Source organism: Paenibacillus kyungheensis (genome assembly GCF_028606985.1).
Lineage (GTDB): Bacteria > Bacillota > Bacilli > Paenibacillales > Paenibacillaceae > Saccharibacillus > Saccharibacillus kyungheensis.
Genome location: NZ_CP117416.1, coordinates 2,303,407 through 2,322,924, shown reverse-complemented (window position 1 = coordinate 2,322,924; position 19,518 = coordinate 2,303,407). Strand labels below are relative to the sequence as shown.

Annotated in this window: 19 protein-coding genes and 2 riboswitches; of the genes, 4 read left to right on the top strand and 15 right to left on the bottom strand. The window is 39.7% G+C overall.

Annotated features, from left to right (window positions below; translation table 11 throughout):
• Window positions 1-2: 2 nt before the first annotated feature.
• From PQ456_RS10280 to PQ456_RS10250, 8 genes are all read right to left on the bottom strand, one after another.
• Complete coding sequence (locus PQ456_RS10280) at window positions 3-2,345, bottom strand: histidine kinase (protein WP_273616036.1); 2,343 nt, start codon at window positions 2,343-2,345, stop codon at window positions 3-5.
• Window positions 2,342-2,917 carry a potassium-transporting ATPase subunit KdpC gene (gene kdpC / locus PQ456_RS10275; RefSeq protein ID WP_273616035.1) on the bottom strand — a complete coding sequence of 192 codons (576 nt, stop codon included), beginning with the start codon at window positions 2,915-2,917 and terminating at the stop codon, window positions 2,342-2,344. Before kdpC ends, PQ456_RS10280 begins: the two co-directional genes overlap by 4 nt.
• Before the next feature lie 80 nt (window positions 2,918-2,997).
• On the bottom strand, window positions 2,998-5,025 hold the full coding sequence (gene kdpB / locus PQ456_RS10270; protein WP_273616034.1) for a potassium-transporting ATPase subunit KdpB: 2,028 nt from the start codon (window positions 5,023-5,025) through the stop codon (window positions 2,998-3,000).
• 128 nt (window positions 5,026-5,153) lie between these two features.
• A complete protein-coding gene (gene kdpA / locus PQ456_RS10265; RefSeq protein WP_273616033.1) occupies window positions 5,154-6,824 on the bottom strand; it encodes a potassium-transporting ATPase subunit KdpA in 1,671 nt (556 codons plus the stop codon).
• A 19-nt stretch (window positions 6,825-6,843) separates the two neighbouring features.
• Window positions 6,844-6,924, bottom strand: a complete 81-nt coding sequence (gene kdpF, locus PQ456_RS22960) for a K(+)-transporting ATPase subunit F (RefSeq protein WP_083243537.1) — start codon at window positions 6,922-6,924, stop codon at window positions 6,844-6,846.
• A gap of 248 nt (window positions 6,925-7,172) precedes the next feature.
• Window positions 7,173-7,354, bottom strand: a riboswitch (cyclic di-AMP (ydaO/yuaA leader).
• Between the two features lie 62 nt (window positions 7,355-7,416).
• Window positions 7,417-7,621, bottom strand: a riboswitch (cyclic di-AMP (ydaO/yuaA leader).
• 303 nt (window positions 7,622-7,924) lie between these two features.
• On the bottom strand, window positions 7,925-9,286 hold the full coding sequence (locus PQ456_RS10260) for a carboxypeptidase regulatory-like domain-containing protein (protein WP_273616032.1): 1,362 nt from the start codon (window positions 9,284-9,286) through the stop codon (window positions 7,925-7,927).
• A gap of 181 nt (window positions 9,287-9,467) precedes the next feature.
• Window positions 9,468-11,018: an SMI1/KNR4 family protein gene (locus tag PQ456_RS10255; protein ID WP_273616031.1), complete on the bottom strand. Its 1,551-nt coding sequence runs from the start codon at window positions 11,016-11,018 to the stop codon at window positions 9,468-9,470.
• A 211-nt stretch (window positions 11,019-11,229) separates the two neighbouring features.
• Window positions 11,230-11,433 carry a DUF4177 domain-containing protein gene (locus PQ456_RS10250; protein WP_273616030.1) on the bottom strand — a complete coding sequence of 68 codons (204 nt, stop codon included), beginning with the start codon at window positions 11,431-11,433 and terminating at the stop codon, window positions 11,230-11,232.
• A 233-nt stretch (window positions 11,434-11,666) separates the two neighbouring features.
• On the opposite strand from PQ456_RS10250, the gene PQ456_RS10245 reads away from it, so the two are divergent.
• Window positions 11,667-12,263: a histidine phosphatase family protein gene (locus PQ456_RS10245; RefSeq protein WP_273616029.1), complete on the top strand. Its 597-nt coding sequence runs from the start codon at window positions 11,667-11,669 to the stop codon at window positions 12,261-12,263.
• Between the two features lie 180 nt (window positions 12,264-12,443).
• Here PQ456_RS10245 and PQ456_RS10240 read toward each other — a convergent pair whose 3' ends face one another.
• From PQ456_RS10240 to PQ456_RS10225, 4 genes are all read right to left on the bottom strand, one after another.
• Window positions 12,444-13,355 carry a YwqG family protein gene (locus PQ456_RS10240; RefSeq protein ID WP_273616028.1) on the bottom strand — a complete coding sequence of 304 codons (912 nt, stop codon included), beginning with the start codon at window positions 13,353-13,355 and terminating at the stop codon, window positions 12,444-12,446.
• A gap of 38 nt (window positions 13,356-13,393) precedes the next feature.
• On the bottom strand, window positions 13,394-13,651 hold the full coding sequence (locus PQ456_RS10235; protein ID WP_273616027.1) for a hypothetical protein: 258 nt from the start codon (window positions 13,649-13,651) through the stop codon (window positions 13,394-13,396).
• 70 nt (window positions 13,652-13,721) lie between these two features.
• Window positions 13,722-13,985: a hypothetical protein gene (locus tag PQ456_RS10230; protein WP_273616026.1), complete on the bottom strand. Its 264-nt coding sequence runs from the start codon at window positions 13,983-13,985 to the stop codon at window positions 13,722-13,724.
• Window positions 13,986-14,077: 92 nt separating this feature from the next.
• Entirely contained in the window at window positions 14,078-14,938 is an 861-nt protein-coding gene (locus tag PQ456_RS10225; protein WP_273616025.1) for a helix-turn-helix transcriptional regulator, read from the bottom strand.
• A gap of 246 nt (window positions 14,939-15,184) precedes the next feature.
• On the opposite strand from PQ456_RS10225, the gene fabF reads away from it, so the two are divergent.
• Complete coding sequence (fabF, locus tag PQ456_RS10220) at window positions 15,185-16,420, top strand: beta-ketoacyl-ACP synthase II (RefSeq protein WP_273616024.1); 1,236 nt, start codon at window positions 15,185-15,187, stop codon at window positions 16,418-16,420.
• Between the two features lie 53 nt (window positions 16,421-16,473).
• Here fabF and PQ456_RS10215 read toward each other — a convergent pair whose 3' ends face one another.
• Window positions 16,474-16,956, bottom strand: a complete 483-nt coding sequence (locus PQ456_RS10215; protein WP_273616023.1) for a P-loop NTPase family protein — start codon at window positions 16,954-16,956, stop codon at window positions 16,474-16,476.
• A 257-nt stretch (window positions 16,957-17,213) separates the two neighbouring features.
• Here PQ456_RS10215 and PQ456_RS10210 point away from each other — a divergent pair, with 257 nt between their 5' ends.
• Together PQ456_RS10210 and clpP are read left to right on the top strand one after the other, a co-directional pair.
• Window positions 17,214-18,026, top strand: coding sequence for an RNA polymerase sigma factor (locus tag PQ456_RS10210; protein ID WP_273616022.1), 813 nt, complete (start codon window positions 17,214-17,216; stop codon window positions 18,024-18,026).
• Between the two features lie 15 nt (window positions 18,027-18,041).
• Window positions 18,042-18,623 carry an ATP-dependent Clp endopeptidase proteolytic subunit ClpP gene (clpP, locus tag PQ456_RS10205; protein ID WP_273616021.1) on the top strand — a complete coding sequence of 194 codons (582 nt, stop codon included), beginning with the start codon at window positions 18,042-18,044 and terminating at the stop codon, window positions 18,621-18,623.
• 78 nt (window positions 18,624-18,701) lie between these two features.
• On the opposite strand, the gene PQ456_RS10200 is transcribed toward clpP, so the two are convergent.
• Both PQ456_RS10200 and PQ456_RS10195 read right to left on the bottom strand, forming a co-directional pair.
• Entirely contained in the window at window positions 18,702-19,334 is a 633-nt protein-coding gene (locus PQ456_RS10200; RefSeq protein ID WP_273616020.1) for a Fic/DOC family protein, read from the bottom strand.
• On the bottom strand, window positions 19,321-19,506 hold the full coding sequence (locus PQ456_RS10195) for a hypothetical protein (RefSeq protein ID WP_273616019.1): 186 nt from the start codon (window positions 19,504-19,506) through the stop codon (window positions 19,321-19,323). Before PQ456_RS10195 ends, PQ456_RS10200 begins: the two co-directional genes overlap by 14 nt.
• Between the last annotated feature and the right edge of the window lie 12 nt (window positions 19,507-19,518).

Sequence of the window (19,518 nt, the reverse complement as noted above, 5' to 3'; positions counted from 1 at the left end):
TACTAACTTTCTCGATCGGCTACCACCAGAATATCCATATTGCGTGCATGTCGTAATACTTTTTTTAATAATGAATCTCTGCCCCATCTTTTCCAAGGTGGGGTACTTGTCTGTCCAAGAATCATCTGTGTTGCATGATGAGATTGTGCTTCTTCTACGATAGATTGTGCTAGACGTTGACGTAGCGGTTGATATTGAATCTCAAATTCTCCACCTAGACGTACTGTTAAATGGTGTAATTTATCTGCTTTATCCGCTATAGCGCCTGCCAGCGAAAATTCGCTACCGATATGAATATACGACACAATCAATTTGGCTTTGAGCCGATAAGCAATACGGAATCCTCGCCGAATAAGACGCTCTGCTTCATGATCTAATTTGACACCTACAAAAATAATTTCTTCTCTTTGCCACGGTCCACGTAATGAATCTTTGCGTTCCCACGATTCTAATCGTTCATCTACATCATCGGCTACTTCTCGCAATGCCAATTCACGCAAAGCAATCAGATTTCCCATTTTAAAAAAGTTACTCAGTGCTTGTTCGACTTTGGATGACGCATAGATTTTGCCTTCTTGTAATCGCTGGCGTAACGTCTGTGGTGTTACATCGATTAACTCCACTTCATCTGCCAAATGCAAAATCGAATCCGGTACCGTCTCCCGTACACGAATCCCTGTGATTTGTTCAACAGCATCGTTCAAACTTTCTAGATGTTGAATATTAACAGTAGAAATGACGGAAATGCCTGCTGCTAGCAATTCTGTAATATCTTCATACCGTTTGCTATTACGACTACCTGGCACATTCGTATGAGCAAGTTCATCCACTAACACCACTTCTGGATTGCGTGCAATGATTTGCTCCACATCTAACTCTTCTAAATGATGATCACCATATTTGATAATTTGTCTGGAAAGTAAAGGCAAAGATGCTGCTTGGTCTGCGGTCTCCTGCCGTCCATGCGTTTCAAGTAATCCGATCACTACATCGATCCCTTGCCGACGTAATTCATTGCCTTCACGTAACATAGTATATGTTTTGCCGACCCCTGGTGCAGCGCCTACATAGACTTTGAATGTTCCGCGCCGAATATGATCGATTTGACGGGCGATTTCTTCTGAAGGTAAACGGCGATACGAATCTTCTTTTTTGATAGCAGGTAATTTGGTTGTTTTAGCAGGTAAAATACGTTCGCCTTCTTGCTCGGCACGATCTGCCATCAAAAAAATATCAATATCACGTGTCATTAACAAGACTCCATTAATAACAGAGCGATTGATCCATTCTTGCCAGCGATTTTGACGTGAATGTCCTAATACAATGCGTGTAACCTGATGCTCTTTGGCATAACGAACCACCTGTCTTGGCAGTCTTCGTTTGGAGATCATTGCAACTTCTTCAAATACCCCTCCGACTTGCGTAGATAACTCACGAATCGAACGCTTGAATGTCTCTTCTTCACGATTGAGTTTGCGTGCTTTATTTTGAAAAGAAACCACTAACAAATCTCCACTCAAACGACGGGCAATCTGTTGCCCACGCCGAATATAAATCGATCCATTCCAGTGATATTGTACAGACACCATAATACGCTCTGCTGTTCCTGTCGGGCCGGTCAGTCCCTGTTCTGCACGATGCTTTTCCAGTGTTCCACCGACCCCTTCAGCAACAGTACGTAATGCCAATTCACGCAGTACTGCTAGATTTCCACGTTCAAAAAAAGCACGATCACTGCTGTTATCCAAAAGACCAGCAGAATACCGTTGCAAAATGACTTCTGGGGTAACATCGATTAAGCGAACTTCGTCTGCTTGATGTAGTGTATCTGACGGTACAGTACATTCGACTTCACGACCTATATACTGTTGTGCCAATTGAGCAGAACCTTCCAGCTCATAGACATTGACGGTAACCATCACACTAATTCCATGTTCTAATAAATAACGAATATCTTCCCACCGTGTCCGATGCTCTGCTTCAGGTCGATTCATATGAGCCAGATGATCCACTAATACCACTTCTGGATTGCGCTCAATAATTTTTTCCAGATTCAAATCTTTTTGTTCCCATGTCTGTCCTTGCTTATCTTCTTTGATCCAATGAATACTTGGAATGCGTTCTAGATCGCCTAATTGTTGCATCGTTTCCGGACGCTGTAATGTAGATACTGCACATATCACAACATCTATTCCTTCATGACGAAGCATCTGACCATCACGTAACATATGGTACGTTTTACCGGAGCCACTTACGGCTCCGATATATACCTTCAAACGTCCTTGCTTTAATTTGGTGATCATTTGTAACAATTCTTCAGGTGTTTTGCGGCGAAAAGTACTCATGATTTAGACAACTCTTGTTGAAGAGCCATATTCAGTTTTAGTACATTAACAGCAGGTTCGCCGAATATCCCCAACTGTCTGGACATCGTATTTTGTTGAACTAATGTTTGGAGCTGATCTGTGGACACCCCAGTTAGATTACTGATTCTTGGTATCTGAGCAGTCGCTGATTCAGGGCTGATATCAGGATCTAGTCCTGACCCTGAATTGGTAATCAGATCAACAGGTAATGAAGATACCGGAACATCTGGATTTTGCTTTTGCCATGTGCTGACAGATTCTTGGAGACGTTTCAGTAATTCTGGATTAGACGGTGCAAAGTTCGGCGATCCTGATCCATTTGCATTGTAATCTATACTTGATATCCGTCCTTGAAAATATTGAGGTTCAGTAAATGCTTGTCCGACCAATGCTGAACCCACCACTTGATTGTTACTATTATAAATAAGACTGCCATCCGCTTGCTTGGACATAAATGCTTGCGCAATTCCTGTTACTGCTAATTGATAGACAACACAACAGAGCAGAAATAAAATAACGCTTGTTCGTAAAGTGATCCATACCGTTTTCATACCTGTTCTTTCCCTTCGGTTCTAAGTAGTAACGTATTGGTATTGATAGAAGCCATCATTTCATCTGTATACAATCATGCTTATAAAAAAGTCTGCATAATCAAATCAATACATTTAATACCGACAAACGGAACCGCCACACCGCCGAATCCATAGATAAACAAATTACGACGTAATAATTTGGTCGAGCTCATTGGTTTATAAGCGACACCTTTCATCGCTAATGGAATCAGAATCGGAATAATAATTGCATTAAAGATCAGCGCAGATAAAATAGCAGACATTGGTGAATGTAGATTCATAATATTCAGCACTTGCATCTGCGGAATAGCTACCATAAACATCGCTGGAATGATTGCAAAATATTTAGCAATATCGTTAGCGATACTGAATGTTGTTAAGCTACCCCGTGTCATCAATAGCTGTTTACCAATCGCGACTACTTCGATAATTTTGGAAGGGTCAGAATCCAGATCGATCATATTGGCTGCTTCTTTGGCAGCTACTGTACCACTATTCATCGCAATCCCTACATCCGCTTGTGCAAGTGCAGGAGCATCATTGGTACCATCTCCTGTCATCGCAACCAATTTACCTTCTGCTTGTTCGCGGCGAATAACAGCTATTTTATCTTCCGGTGTACTTTCAGCAATATAATCATCTACTCCAGCTTCTTTGGCGATGGTTGCTGCTGTTAATGGATTATCACCTGTACACATAATCGTTTTGATACCCATACTACGCATTTGTTCAAACCGTTCTTTCATCCCGGCTTTGACCGTATCTTTGAGGTAAATCAATCCATAGATTTCCTGATCTACAGCAACAGCAAGCGGGGTTCCTCCGGCAGAAGCAATAGCATCGTTATTCGCTTGCAGATTACTAGGAATATTTCCACCTTGAGAACTGACCCATTTTTTTATCGCATCGACAGCACCTTTACGCACTTTACGTCCATCTGCCAGATCCAATCCACTCATACGTGTCTCGGCGCGAAACTCTATAATTTCAGCACCTTCACTTAATGATTGAGAATATTCCCAATTTTGCTTTTTCATCAATTCTAAAACAGAACGTCCTTCAGGTGTCTCGTCAAAAGCAGAACTAACTGCTGCCCATTCGCCGACTTCTTGTGGTGAATGACCTTCTGTAGGTACAAACTCACTAGCCATCCGGTTACCATACGTGATCGTACCTGTTTTATCTAAAATAATCGTATTGATATCACCTGAAGCTTCAACCGCTTTACCAGACATCGCCAACACATTAAAACGTGTTACCCGATCCATCCCGGCGATCCCGATAGCAGACAACAATCCACCGATTGTTGTTGGGATCAAGCAGACTAGCAAAGCAATCAATACCGGAACTGAAAGAACAATATTTAAATAGCTTGCCATAAAAGGAAGTGTTACTACAACCATCAAAAAGATGATTGTTAAGCTTATCAATACTGTGTTTAACGCAATTTCATTAGGTGTCTTTTGACGTTCTGCTCCTTCGACCAGACTAATCATTCGATCCATAAATGATTCACCTGGATCGCTTGTAATACGAACAATGATCTCATCACTAATTACCATCGTTCCACCCGTTACAGAACTAAAGTCTCCACCAGCTTCTTTAATAACTGGAGCAGATTCACCTGTAATCGCAGATTCATCGACGGAAGCAAGACCTTTAATTACTTCACCATCTCCGGGAATCATTTCACCCTGTACGACTTTGACAACATCACCTTTACGAAGCTGTGTAGACGATACAGCTACTACTTGCTCACCTTCGATTCGATTTGCAATAATTTCTTTTTGCGTATTTTTCATCGAGTCTGCTTGTGCTTTGCCTCGACCTTCTGCTAATGCTTCAGCAAAGTTCGCAAAAAGTATCGTGAATAATAAAATAATGGCTACTGCTATATTGAATCCTGTTGAAACCGATTCGCCAAAAGCATTCGGTACAAAAATGAGTAATAAACTGATAATTAAACCGACTTCAACTACAAACATTACTGGATTGCGTGCCATCAGTTTAGGATTTAATTTGATCACAGATTGTTGTAACGCTTTGGAGATCAAGTCCCGGCTCATCATTGATGATTTACTTTTCATTACATTGTTCCTCCACTTAGCACTTATCTGTATAAATGCTATATATTCGAATTCTATCTATAACTCATTGTGTAACAATCATTTATTTTTCTCATCTTACATCATGAGATGAGTGTATCTGTTTCTTTTTACAACGTTAGCATTTCTGCAATCGGCCCAAGTACAACTGCCGGGAAAAACGTAAGCGCACCGACTAAAATAACAGAAATAATAAACATACCGCCGAACAATGCTTGATCTGTACGCAATGTTCCGCTTGTTTCTGGAACAGGTTTTTTCGCCATTAATGACCCTGCAACAGCTAACAACGTTACCATTGAGAAATAACGACTGATAAACATCACAACACCGGTCATAATATTCCAAAACGGTGTATTATCGCCTAATCCTTCAAATCCTGATCCGTTATTCGCAGCTGATGAAGTAAATTCATACAGCGCTTGTGTTAATCCATGATAACCCGGATTAGAAATCGTATCGGATTGTGTCATCACAGCTATTGCTGTCGGCGCTAATACCAATAAAGGTTGAATCAGCAAGGTGACTGCAATCAGCTTCATTTCTTTACCTTCAATTTTGCGACCGAGAAATTCAGGTGTTCGTCCAACCATTAGACCGGATAAGAACACAGCAATAATGGCATACATTAGAATATTTAATAACCCTACACCAGAACCGCCAAATACCGTATTAAGCATCATATTCCCAAGTGAAATCAATCCGCCAATAGGTGTTAACGTGTCATGCATGTTATTGACAGCACCTGTCTCTGAAGCGGTTGTGACGACAGAGTAGAATGAAGATTGTGCTTCGCCTAACCGTACTTCTTTCCCTTCCATCGATCCAGACTGATGTTGAATACCTAATTGATTAATCAATGGGTTCCCTTGAGATTCACTGACAAGAGATACACTAAGCATGACGACAAACATCATCACCATTGATACAAATAATACTCTACCTTGTTTGGAGTTGCCGACCATTTTACCATACGTAAATGGAAGTGACATCGGCACAAGTAACATCATTAACATCTGTAACATATTACTGAATCCGCCCGGATTTTCAAAAGGATGAGCAGAGTTGGCTCCAAAATATCCGCCACCATTGTTACCTAATTCTTTGATCGCTAGAAATGATCCTATAGGGCCGGTACCAATCTGTTGCTCTGTTCCTTGTAACGTCTGCGCAGTGATTAAAGTATGCAATGTCTGCGGTACACCTAATCCTACAAATACAATTGCCATCACAAATGCTAATGGTAACAAGATTCGTGTGATTGCTCGTACGAGATCTGTAAAGAAATTGCCAAGTGGCTTACCTGTGATCCCTCTAATAAATGCAATAGCGACTGCAATCCCTGTCGCCGGCGATACAAACATCATAAAGATGATCGCTGTCATCTGTGAGAATAAAGACAATCCGCTTTCTCCGCTATAATGCTGTAAATTGGTATTTGTAATAAAACTAATCGCTGTATTAAATGCCAGATCAGGACTCATATTGGTAATTCCTGCTGGATTCATTGGTAAAATATGTTGGAAACGAAAGATCATGTACGTAATCAGCAAGATCACTGAATTACTGATCAGAACCGCTCCTGCATACTGCTTCCATGTTTGATTTTCATTTTTGATACCGCCGAACCTGTAAATCCATTTCTCTATCGGATAAAACCAACGATCCAAGCGATTGGGTTTATTTTCAAAAGCATAAGCAATATAATGTCCGGTTGGCCGAGCAATAAGTATAGCGATGATAATAGTGACTGCAATTCCGATATATGAAAAGATACTCACGATGTTCTCCCCTGACCCATTAGAATTTTTCTGGATAAATCAATGCATAACATAGATAGATTGTTAATCCACCAATAATAATCCACAGCAGCCAAGTCATCGCTCATTCCTTCTTTCTCCGATAGCTACAGATGCCCATTGCAGCAACCCGCTCAACCCTAAAGTCATGATCACCATTAAACCAATCATCAGTATATCCATCATGTGTGTAAGACTCCCTGCATTCATTTTGTAAGTAATCATTTGCTAAAAAAGGCATAAAAAAAGAAGCCTGGAGAAAAGCAGAACTTTTCCCCAGGCCTCTACAAACACGCACACTTATCGTGTACCTGCCGAGTTGCTGGTTAGGAGTTCTCCCCTATACGCTTACGGAGTTAGCTGTCGGATTCGGGCTGGAAGATCGCCCGTTCCGGTAGATACCGGAATTCACCCCATGTTGTGTAGTAACTGACTCTTCGTATCAGTTATCTTCATCAACGGTTGGTTCCCCCGCTTTTCATATGCATATGAAAATTAAGCGTTGTGACATTGTTAACATATCAAAAAACACAGAGTCGTATTACACTGTGTCAGATCGGCACAAGCTTCACACTTCTCTCCTAATCCACGCTTACGAGGTTAGCTGTCGGATTCGGGCGGTGAGAGTCGCCCTACTGCATTGTCTGACTATACCATGGTTAAGTCAGTATGCAGATTCACCCCAACGATTCACATTCCGGCTCTCACACCGTTTTGTGAAATCGCAATTTGGTTCCCCCGTTTTTCGGTTAATACCGAAAACTCAGCGATCAACAAACATTGGAAACTTCATTTATATCAGTTGCTGAATCGTATTCATCAACTGCCTGCAATGAATAATACGCCTGTCCTTGTCAACTGTAAAGCTGAGAAAAGACGCAAAAAAAGCTGTGAATCATCACAGCTTTCATTTTCAGATAACTATTGAAAAGTTATCTGTCTCAGGCTCCTATTTTCTCTCTTTTTCATCGTTTATCTACTTTTTTATTTTAGTTACATGATATTGATCATTGTTTTGCAGTAAATTCTGAAAACGATTATGTCATTTGTTACGCAATATCCTATCATTTTGCCTTGTTATGTCAACCTGTATAAATCTCATAAGCAAAATGGTACAACGTGCTGATGTCTGAATTAAGTTGTTTTCCATTGTTGAAAAATTGGATTCTGACTACATCATAGTAATGTCTGTACCGAGATGATTGGAATGTATATTGTCCTACACCCGGGTTATTAATATAAACAGGCATTGTAAAATTACCATACCCATCCGTAGTAGCTGTTCCAGAAATCACTTTGCCATTTAAAATAGTCGTGATATTGGTAGTTACTATGGCATTCCCTACAGGAGTACCTGTTGCATCAAATGCACGACCGGTAATCACAATATTGCTTTTCACACGCCACTTTTTACCTTGTCCATAATCAATAAATCCATAGAGACCACCATCTGTAGTGATATCACTAACAGTCACTCTTGAGACATCTGCTGTCTGATAATTAACAGATAATTTGTATGGTTTAGTGAGATCGAATGTCGAAGGTGCTAATACTTGAATATAATAAGTGCCCGCAGGTAATGTAACTTGACCATTGGTATTCTGGGCAAGTGTTCCTTGACTCACTAGATTAGCATTAAATAGCTGTAACTGATATGTTCCATACGTCGATGTGTTGTCTAAACGCAAATTCATCTTAGACTGAGCTGTCAAAGTGACTTTTGTCCAATCTTCATCAAAGCTGTTATCAATATTCTGTGTACTGACAAAAGGAGCAGCTCCGCGATCTTTGGCTAACCATGGATTATCATCAGGTTCATTAGCATCATACGTATCCGATGTTACAGCAAATACTGTAAATGGATTAGTTGTATCTGCCCCTTGATAAGAACTTACTCTAATAAAATAATAGCCTGCTTTGGCAATATGACTAAGCTGTTCATATTGAGTGGGCCCTTTGGTAGAAAAAGCTACTTGTTGAACCTGGGATGTGTCTTCATTTAAGTAATACAGTGAAAGATCATAATCAATAGCGGCAGAATTGACTACACTTAAAAAAGAAGTTAATTTGGCAGGACTCGTCACTTGTGTATAAAACCAACGACTCTCCCCTTCTGTAGCGATATAACCTTGATACGCTTGTCCTGTCTGAATCAATAATGCTTGATCAGGTGTTGTGTTTGTTCCATACGTATCTGCTGCTATTGTACTCCGCTGAATAGTAGAAGATGGCAAAGTAATAGACTGAGGCAATTCCTTTTTCTTTGTAGCAAAATAATCTTTAGAGCTGGTCAATTCCTTGTTTGGCGCAACAGACTGAACCAAAGGGGTAGGGTTACCCAATTCTTTATGTACTGTTAAAGTCTGCGCCTGAGTATGGATACCACCCCAACTTATGCCTAATGTCACAAGCAACGCCGTAATACCTATTACTTTTGTTTTCAAAATACCACTCCTTTTTCAAATATATGTTATTTATTAGTAAATTATACCTAATTAGAAAATTGATAGTCAACTACATTTTTATCATTTTAGGTAAAAAATAATAAAAAAACAAAAAAAGACTCTGTCGCTTTTGAGCTATACAGAGTCTTTGGGACTGATTAGATATAAGTAAAGTATCGTATTAACGTATATGACTGTGCCAGATTTCTTCTTCTTCATCTGTCATTTCGCCTACAATTTTGTGGAATTTTACATATTGAGCGAAAGAGTTTTTGAGTAATTGAAATTGAGCAAATGACCCGCTAAATTGCTCTAAAGACACCGATTTGGAGATCGTTTCAATATTGCTAATTTGACAGCCACTATTCAATTCCAATTGCTTCAGATTAGGTAGATCGGCAATCGCTGAAATATCGGAAATACGAGTATCATGAATCGTTAACATTTCTAACTGTTCACATGCTTGTAGACAACTCATATCGGCAAAATAAGCATCTTCAATATGCAGTTTGCGCAAAGATAAAGACTGACTGATCTGTTGCCAATCTTCCGCTGTCCATGCACCAGGCGAACAAACTTTCAATTCCCGTAGTCCTGAAATAGAAGATAAAGCTTCTATAGCTTCCCGGGAAGGTGAAGAAAGAGCCAGAGTCGTTAACTGTTGCATCTTCGCCAAAGGCGCATAATCTTGAATACGTGTATCGGTACAATCCAGATTACATAGATGCGGTAACGTGGCTAAAGGATCTAAATCTTCAATCAACGTCCCTTCTAAATTAACAATTTGCAAATAAGGCAATCCACGTAATGGCGTAAGATCACGAATCGGATTGCGAACAAGATATAATTTTTTGAGTTCTCGACAATTTGCAAGCGGTCGAATATCTTGAATCTCATTTACACTTAAAATTAATTCACGTACTTCATGACAACGTTCAAGTGGTGTAATATCTGTAAGCTGTTCACGAATCAAAAAGATTTGATGAGCATGGATAAACTCTTCGACCGTATTTGATTTGTTGATAATACGCTCTTGCCAGTCTTGATCTAATTGTTGGAACCATTCTTGTAACGGCATCTCAGGCTCATCAGAAGGTGTATTGGTTTTGGGTAGATCGGCTAAAGCATATGCCTGTGCATCTTTGAGCATACGTGATTGTTCGTTGCGACCGTACATCCAATACTTGAATCCATCATCTTCTTCGACAGTGTAATTTCCATGACGCACCGTATCGCGCATAAAATGAATAAATTCACCCAGACTACGGGCAATCACATACTTCATTTCTTCATCACGTCCAAAGTTAATCACCTGTCCGACTACTCCATGTTCTGCTGGAGCCAAATCGATCCCTAGATGATTCCCTCCGCCATCATGGCAAAACGGAATCCAGTTGCGGTTAATATACTGCTCTTTGATCCAACCGGATGGAATCGAATAATGATCTCCCATCGTCTGATACTCAGGCTCTAGCTCAGACCATATTTTCCACTCGCTAATCATTTCTTCCAGACTCAAAAATTGCAAACCAAAAAAGAATCCCGGACCACTACGAGACTCCCCATTGTGTATATGATACAGTTCTTTAAGATCATCCGGGAAAGAGACACCTATAGTATGTTCAGCCTGCTCTATTTCTTCATCTCCAGCCGAAGCTTTTAATGATTCTTCAAGACTGTTCAATTCTGGTCGTAATATGGATTTGATTTCTTCTAACCATGTTCCGATCATTGTTGTTTCCTCCTGTTCCATGAGGCTTTCTTTGTGCTCATGATCATCGTTCTATGTTAAAGTATACCGTTCCTTATTCCGTATACCTAATTTCGCAAAGATAATATCACCTAAAATATAACAAGTATGAACCGATATTAAAGGTAAAGATCATCATTTATCAAAAAGGGCTAGACCAGTATGTACTTTAGATATAGCTCTAACAACAACATTAATCGAGCAAAGCGCTTCGTTTAAAAATTAAAATGATTTCTCGTGAACCACCCTGTGCAAGACTGGTATCAAATGTCGATACAAGCTCCCATCCATCAAATCCATAGGCGTTTAATTGCTCTTGTAGTTCTACATCATCTACTTTGCCACCTAGAAAGCCTCCAGCGTGTAATTTGACTGTACGATATTCCCATTGACTCATTATATTCTTCCTTTCTTTTACCGAAATTCATCTTAGATTATAAGCTTACGACTAAATATACACGATTACGTGTCAGGTTTCAAAACGTTGCCTTACAGTAGTATACTTTTATTTTAAAATAAATAGCGAATAGTGTCCCTTCATTGCACGACTATGTTAAACTTAAATTATCTACTTATTTTTTGTACAGGAACAGTACGACCATACTATTGTGGAGGAATTATACAAGACTCATGACGAAGACAATCGGACTTGTCCGCCATTTTAAAGTAAATAAAGAGTTTCCTCTTCGCCAATTTGTTACAGTGAGTGAACTGATCGCCTGGCTAGAAGAGTATGATATCGCTGATATCCACGATGGTACAACAGATCTACGTGGATTCAATTGGGAGAAATGTTTTGCAAGCGATCTACCGCGTGCGATCAAAACAGCACGTTCGATTTATGATGGCGAGATTACAGTGATGCCCGAGTTACGTGAACTTACACCTCCAAGTTTTAATACGAATATACGTATTCCTTTTATCGGCTGGGGCGTTCTTTTCAAAATGGCTCCATTGCTTAGTCGAAGATATCGCCGCATGATTCGGGAAGTAGAAGCACGCATTAATCGAGCATTAGATGTTATTTTATCTTCGGAAGAAGAGCATATTCTGGTAGTGAGTCACTGGGCATTAATGTTGTACATGCGTAAGCAATTGGTCAAACGTGGATTCAAAGGCCCACGTATGCGACAGGTAGAAAATGGAAAACTACATGTCTTTCAAGCGATCACTGTACAGTCTCCTTATCCGATCAAAAATAAACAAACGCATAATCAATTAGATTAATAACTGGCATCACACAAATATAGACTATGCTGTTCCTGTAAGATGATAAGGAACAGCATAGTCTATTTGAGTCTCGTGTTGAGTTAGGTCTATTAAACATGTAATACATTTTCTATTATTTATTTATTGTTCAGCGATCTATATCTATGCTCAAGTAGACTGTATAGCGAATGTTCTATTTTAACTTGAATAGAGGGAACAATACGTTCGGTCAAAGTTTAACTGTATCAGATCTTCTTTGCGGATAAAAAAATGAATAACTCCTGCATCCCACCACATATACCCGATATCATCATCACTCTCTATTTCCAACAGCATCAGCATCTCTTCAATCTCCTGATCTGCTTGTTGCTCATTGCCTGCACACTGCTCGACTAACCAGTTACGCCGTTTATCTGTATCATATGTATGCTTACCGGTAAGGATCGCTGTAGCGGCTTCAATATAATCGTCTCCATGTTGGGATACTGGATAACCGAACATTTTGCCAATCATTTCATCAGGATCAGCGTTGAATTGTTCTTTCCATTCCAGATATTTCTCATCCGCTATATCATGATTCACTAACTGATCATAGTCCACATAACTGTAAGGAGGAAATTCAATATTACCTTGAGCATGTACTTCATACGGTACAAATGGCTGTTCAGCATCCTCTTCCAAAATAGTAGTCTCTTCTGGTTCCCGATAGGCTATAGATGTCATCTCTTGTTCAGGAATATAGAGGATCTGATGCTCAATTTGATAAGCAGGTTCATCTAAGCCAACAAAAAAGCAAAGTAATCCCTGACGCGGAAAAAAATCAGGTAATCGATCGGCACCAACTTCGTTTGCTATTTGAGTTAGATTTAATTGAGCTACTGAAGTCATATATTCACCATTTTGCGTAAGCGGCCACTTGATATGTTCAGGTAGATCAGGGTAACCACCTATTCGCGAAACACCCACTTGCTGACTTCCCTGTTGTCCGCGTTCCAAGTGAATCACAGGATGATAATATGCTTGCAAATAAGGCTCTAATGCAGACATCTGCTTATCGGCTAGCAACGATTGAATATAATCACCTTGAAATGCCTTTGGCATAGAACTCATCTTGACCCTTCCTTTCTATATCGCAATCATGTCCATCATTAAGGCAGTAACATAAGTAATACAAATCCTGTCACTGGTACTACAATACCTACGCCAATGCCTACATAAGGATAAGGCGTTTTCCAAAAAGAACGAAACTCTTCTTTTTTTGACTTTTCCTGATTCCAAAAAGTAATCTGACGATCAAAACTACGCATCAATTGTAACGCATCTTGTTCACTACATTCGGACAGCCTTTTTTGTAAAGAAGCATACGCCACATCACGTTCATGTTCTGGTGATTGCGATGAATTCATAGTACTGACCTCCCCATCCTATATTTAAAATGTATCCAAAATCATATGATCATGTTATGCAAAATTTCTTTTATTTACTCCATTTGCGTTGTACCACCCAATAATTCAAAAAGCGTACAAACAAACATGCACTGATAATAATTAAAATATAAGCCGTATCTTTTTCCCACGGTGCAAGTCTATCGATTGTCAGAAAAGGGATCAGTACAATAATACTCATTAGCGATAAGCCTGTATTTTCACGATTATACTTCTGAAAACGATGATATACTGAACGAAAAATCAACAATATAACGATTAAGGACGAGCAAATTAACGGTAAATATTCTAGCAATATAGCACCTCTTTCATCTCTTGCGATCTAGCCAACCATTTATAGAATATATGGAAATTATAGTATAGCGATCAGAAAATTACAAAAGTTGTTTACGGTTCTGATAAAATTTCTTTACTGCGTTCCATCAATGTTCTTAGCTTCACTTCTGTCGCCGAATCTTCTAACGGAGTATAAATACTACAGCGCAAATCGGTGTTGCCTTGTACTTGCAATGAAGTGAGATCGAATAGCATTTTGCCTGCTTTAGCATGTCTAAATTCAATCACTACTTCCGGTGCAGAACTGACTTTGCTCTGTTCCCACAAATGATAAAAGTCAGGATATAACTCACTCATCTCTGCGATAAACTGCTCATACCACTCATCATCTACATATTGCCCATAATACGCACGAAAAATCGCCAAAAATCCACCTACAAAATCATCCCAATTGACCGCCAAACGGCGAAACTCTTTCCGCGAAAATAATAAACCAATCATATTGCGCCCGGGTTCAGGAATACTTTCAAAATCAAGAAATACATGCTTAGCCGCATCGTTCCAGCCGACAATATGGCAATGACGATCTGAAATAATAGTAGGACAGTATTGAAGTTGTTGTAGAATTTTGTACAAAGCCGGCGTAATCGCTGGCAGTTCTTCAGATAAAGGTAGTACTGTTGGACTTTTATCCAATGCTAAAGAAAATAAATATTTACGTTCATCGGCTGTTAACAATAAAGCTGATGCTATATTTTCGAGTACAGAAGCCGAGACTTGAATATCTCTACCCTGTTCTAACCATGTGTACCATGTTGTACTTACTCCTGCTAATTGAGCCACTTCTTCTCTTCGCAATCCTGGCGTACGTCGCCGAATCCCTACGATCAATCCTACTTGTTGAGGTAGAATCTTTGCACGTTGTGCTTTGAGAAAAGAAGATAATGCTTGTAAACGATGTTGTTGATTCACTTGATAACCTCCTTAGAGCGAAGCTGATTTTAATACTCGCTTTTTTGTACATATTGGTATTCTATTATTTTCTATTTAAATAATTATTTTAAAAAATATACGATAACCTGTTACTTATTATACTAGGATAAACGGTAACTTGTAATAGGATATTTTACATGACAGAATAAGGATGTAATAAGACGATATTTAGCGCATCAAATACTAATAGATGGATAGTGCCAAACGCTTAGGAGGATAAAAGGAATGGAACGAGTTGTGATTACAGGGATGGGGATTGTTTCTCCTTTGGGAAATGATGTAGATACATTTTGGGGAAATTTAGTTAACGGACAATCGGGAATTGGTGCGATTGATGCTTTTGATACATCACGACAAAAAGCCAAAATTGCTGGAATTGTGCGTGATTTTGATGGTAATGCTTTATTTGGACGTAAAGAAGTTAGACGAATGGATCGTTTTGTTCAATTTGCTATCGCAGCGGCTGAACAAGCAGTCTCTCATTCAGGATTGAATCTGGAAGAAAGTGATCGAGAACGCATAGGCGTCTATGTTGGTTCGGGTACAGGAGGTATCCAATCACTACTTGATCAAGATCATATCTTAATAGAACGTGGCCCTGAACGAGTAAGTCCTACACTTGTACCGATGATGATTGCCAATAGCGCAGCAGCGATGATCAGTATCCGTCTAGGTACATGGGGTCCTACACTCTCCCCTGTCACTGCCTGTTCGATTGGCAATACAGCCATCGGTGAAGCGATGCGGATGATAGCTTATGGAGATGCAGATGTGATTATTGCAGGAGGAGCAGAAGCCGCGATCAATGAGGTAGCGTTGGCTAGCTTCGGGAACGCGACAGCATTGTCTACACGCAATGATGATCCAACCGCCGCAAGTCGTCCTTTCGATCAATCACGGGATGGATTTGTGATGGCAGAAGGAGCAGGGATTGTCATACTGGAATCGCTATCTCATGCTTCAGCGAGACAAGCGACTATTTATGCTGAGGTGATTGGTTACGGAGCAAGTTCAGACGCTTACCATATGGTAGCAACACATCCAGAAGGTCGTGGTGCTCATCAAGCGATGAAATCAGCTTTGCGAAATGCAGGCATTACTCCTGAACAAGTCGATGTTATCAGTGCACATGCCACGAGTACAGGCGTAGGAGATCGTTCAGAGACTTATGCGATTAAACAATTGTTCGGCGAACAGGCTTATCAGATTCCTGTTACTGCTAATAAATCGATGTTAGGGCATATGCTTGGCGCGGCTGGTGGTGCAGAAGCAATCGCACTGGTTCAAATGTTACGTGAAGGCATCATTCCGCCTACTATCAATTTGCAACAGCCCGATGATGACTGTGATCTGGATTATGTACCAGATGTCGCACGAAAAGCCGATCTTCAGATTGGATTATCCAACTCGTTCGGCTTTGGCGGTCATAATGCGGTTATCGTTTTGAAAAAGTATGAATAATCACATGTCTATTAAAGAAGCACAAAAATGATGTCTACATTTAATAGCTACATTTATTGAACATATTTGGTAATAATCAATTTGTGCTTATAAGGCTCTAACGCTTCGATAATATTTTTTTTCGTATGTCGTTCAAAATGGTGATTCCATTCGATCATGTTCATTAATGTGCCAAATGAAAAGCGATCGTGATCGACTTCGGTTCCTATTTTCTGACGCATAAAACGCAAAATCATTCGCCCATCTCGCACTAATGGAGACGGGGTCAAAAAAATAATCTGCTCTGCCATAGCAAAGCTAAACGTTAACCATTCATAATCCTGCCCCTCAACAATCCACGAGTCTTGCGAGACGATATCTAACAACAATTGCTCTCGCAGGGCAGGTATATTTCTACGTTTCTTTTCTCCCGTACCGTTCCACACTAGATTTTCCAGTGCATAATGAGGAATACCCAATCTGCGAGACAATCGACGTGCCAGATGGGTTTTTCCGCTTGCATGGGCGCCAATAATATGTATCTTCCTTGGTGTCATCTACTTTCACTCCTATTCGCTCGATAGCCGCCCATTTCGCACTTATGTATTACATACTATACTAGCATAGGTTTAGTATAAATCGTTAGAGGTAACCTTTAAAAAAATACCAAGTTCTTGTATGATCTTATTCAAATTCATTCGTATTCTTTATTATGGTTAGACGGTTTGCGTATCTTTTGAATCACCTTATTCGTTTACAAGATATACAACGTTGTAGCAAAATGATTTCCGATCATAAAGGGGGCGCCCCACTCATGACACTTTTACACATTCAACCACAGATAGACTGTCCGGCAAAGCCTATCAACCCAATCAATGAGTATAGTAAAGAACAAATGCTGTCTTTATATAAGTACTGTCTGTCATTGACTGGACATGTTGCAGATGCCGAAGATCTTATGCAAGATACTTTTCTCAAAATACTATCTGCCCGGCAAAAAGGCTTACCTATTTCAGAGCAAGAAGCATATACGATTCGAACAGCTCGCAATACTTGGATTGATACAATGCGCAGAAGACATTATTTCAATAATTATATCGAACAGTATCCATTACTCTTGAACGATTCGCCAGCACAACAATGTCCACAAGATATTGAACTGGCTGTACAGCAATTAATGGATCTACTATCCCCCTGGCAACAAGCGGTATTTATGTTGCGTGATTTATTTGGCTATTCAGCGGCAGAGACAGCACAGCGGTTAGAGACGACCGAAGGAGCGGTAAAAGCTGCTCTCTATCGAGCAAGGACAATACTTGCCAAAAACAGTGATTGTAACGATGAATCTATTCAGTTAGCTGAAGATGCAGAGATATTAATGGTCTTGCATCATTATGTGCATGCTCTCTATACAGGTGATGCAGATCAAATCGTGCAGTTAACTTTGATGCGAATGAACAAAGCGACGCAAGATGTTCATGCTGTTGCAATTAACTTGTTACCTTCTCAGACGGAGCATTCTAGTTACAGCTTCATACCTGTCGGCTCTAACGCTGTGCATTCCTTTGCGCTATATCACAAGAAGTCTTATCAGTTATCCTCCTCACAGATAGGTAAGGCTGCTTAACAAGGAGTGCTTGATATGACAACAATCCCTTATGTCGTGGAACAGACGGATCGCGGAGAGCGCAGTTACGATATTTATTCTAGATTATTGAAAGATCGTATTATTATGGTCTCCGGTGAAGTGGAAGATCAGATGGCAAATGTGATTGTCGCCCAACTGCTTCACCTGGCTGCCGAAGATGAGCAAAAAGATATCCAAATGTATATTAATTGTCCCGGTGGTTCGGTGTCTGCTGGGTTTGCGATCTATGATACGATGCAATTTATTAAGCCTGATGTATCAACAATCTGTACAGGGATGGCGGCAAGCTTTGGGGCGATTTTGTTAGTCGGTGGCACGATCGGTAAACGGATGGCTTTGCCCAATAGTGAAATTATGATTCATCAACCACTCGGTGGCGCCAAAGGTCAGGCTTCCGACGTGATTCTGTATGCCGATCGCTTGCTTCGTAGTCGAGCCAAATTGAACGAAATTATTGCTGATCGTACCGGTCAGCCTTTGGAAAAAGTAGCGCAAGATTCTGATCGGGATTATTTTTTAACGGCTGAGGAAGCGGTTGCTTATGGGTTGGTGGATCAGGTTGTGACGCGGGTGTAAGGTAATGTAGTAGAATATAAAAACAAACATTCGACAAACTAGTGATTAGTCTGTCGAATGTTTATTTAAAGTTTATTGCTACATATGAGATTTATATTCGTTAGCTATAGTAAAATCATGTTCTTTATTTTCCAGACAATTATGTATGTGATTACTAAGCTCACTAATATCAATAACGGAACTAATAGATGCATGTAGTAACTGTTGTGGATCAGTACGATTCCAGTCCAATATATAACCATTGTAACGAGCCAAACAACGAATAAACTCTCGTTGCATCCGTCCATTTCCTTCTCTAAATGGATGAATAACATTGATTTCAGCCATATAATGAGCAGCTCGAATAACGAAAAAATCTACTGATTTATCTATTAAATATTGTTCTTCTTTCAATTGTTGAAATAATTGTTCGATTTGTTCAGGAATATATTGTGAAAGTGCAAAAACGAATCCATCTTTAGAGATATCCTCTGTTCTAAATTTGCCAGCAAATGAATATATATCTCTAAACAAATAATGATGAATATTCTGCATATGCTTGATATCAAAGTGGCCAGCAACTGGATACTTATATAATTCAGCATTACGCAAACTACTCATCATTCGTTCATAACGCTCTAATGTATTGACATCACGAATATTTTCTTTGTTTTTTAGTATATCTGTACCTGGATAGCAATAAGATGATTGCTGATGATTATATCGAGACAACTTTTGCCAACTCCAATGCCATTTTCTTGAATTGTGACTCTGTAATCTGACCTGTCAGCTTCATTTTAATCAATTGTTGTTCATTCTCAGGGAGATACATACCCTCCACTGCCAAACTTGCTTTGGCATTTTCAAGCGCTCTATTTGCTTCTTCTTCATTAAATTTTCTCATCATGAATCCTCC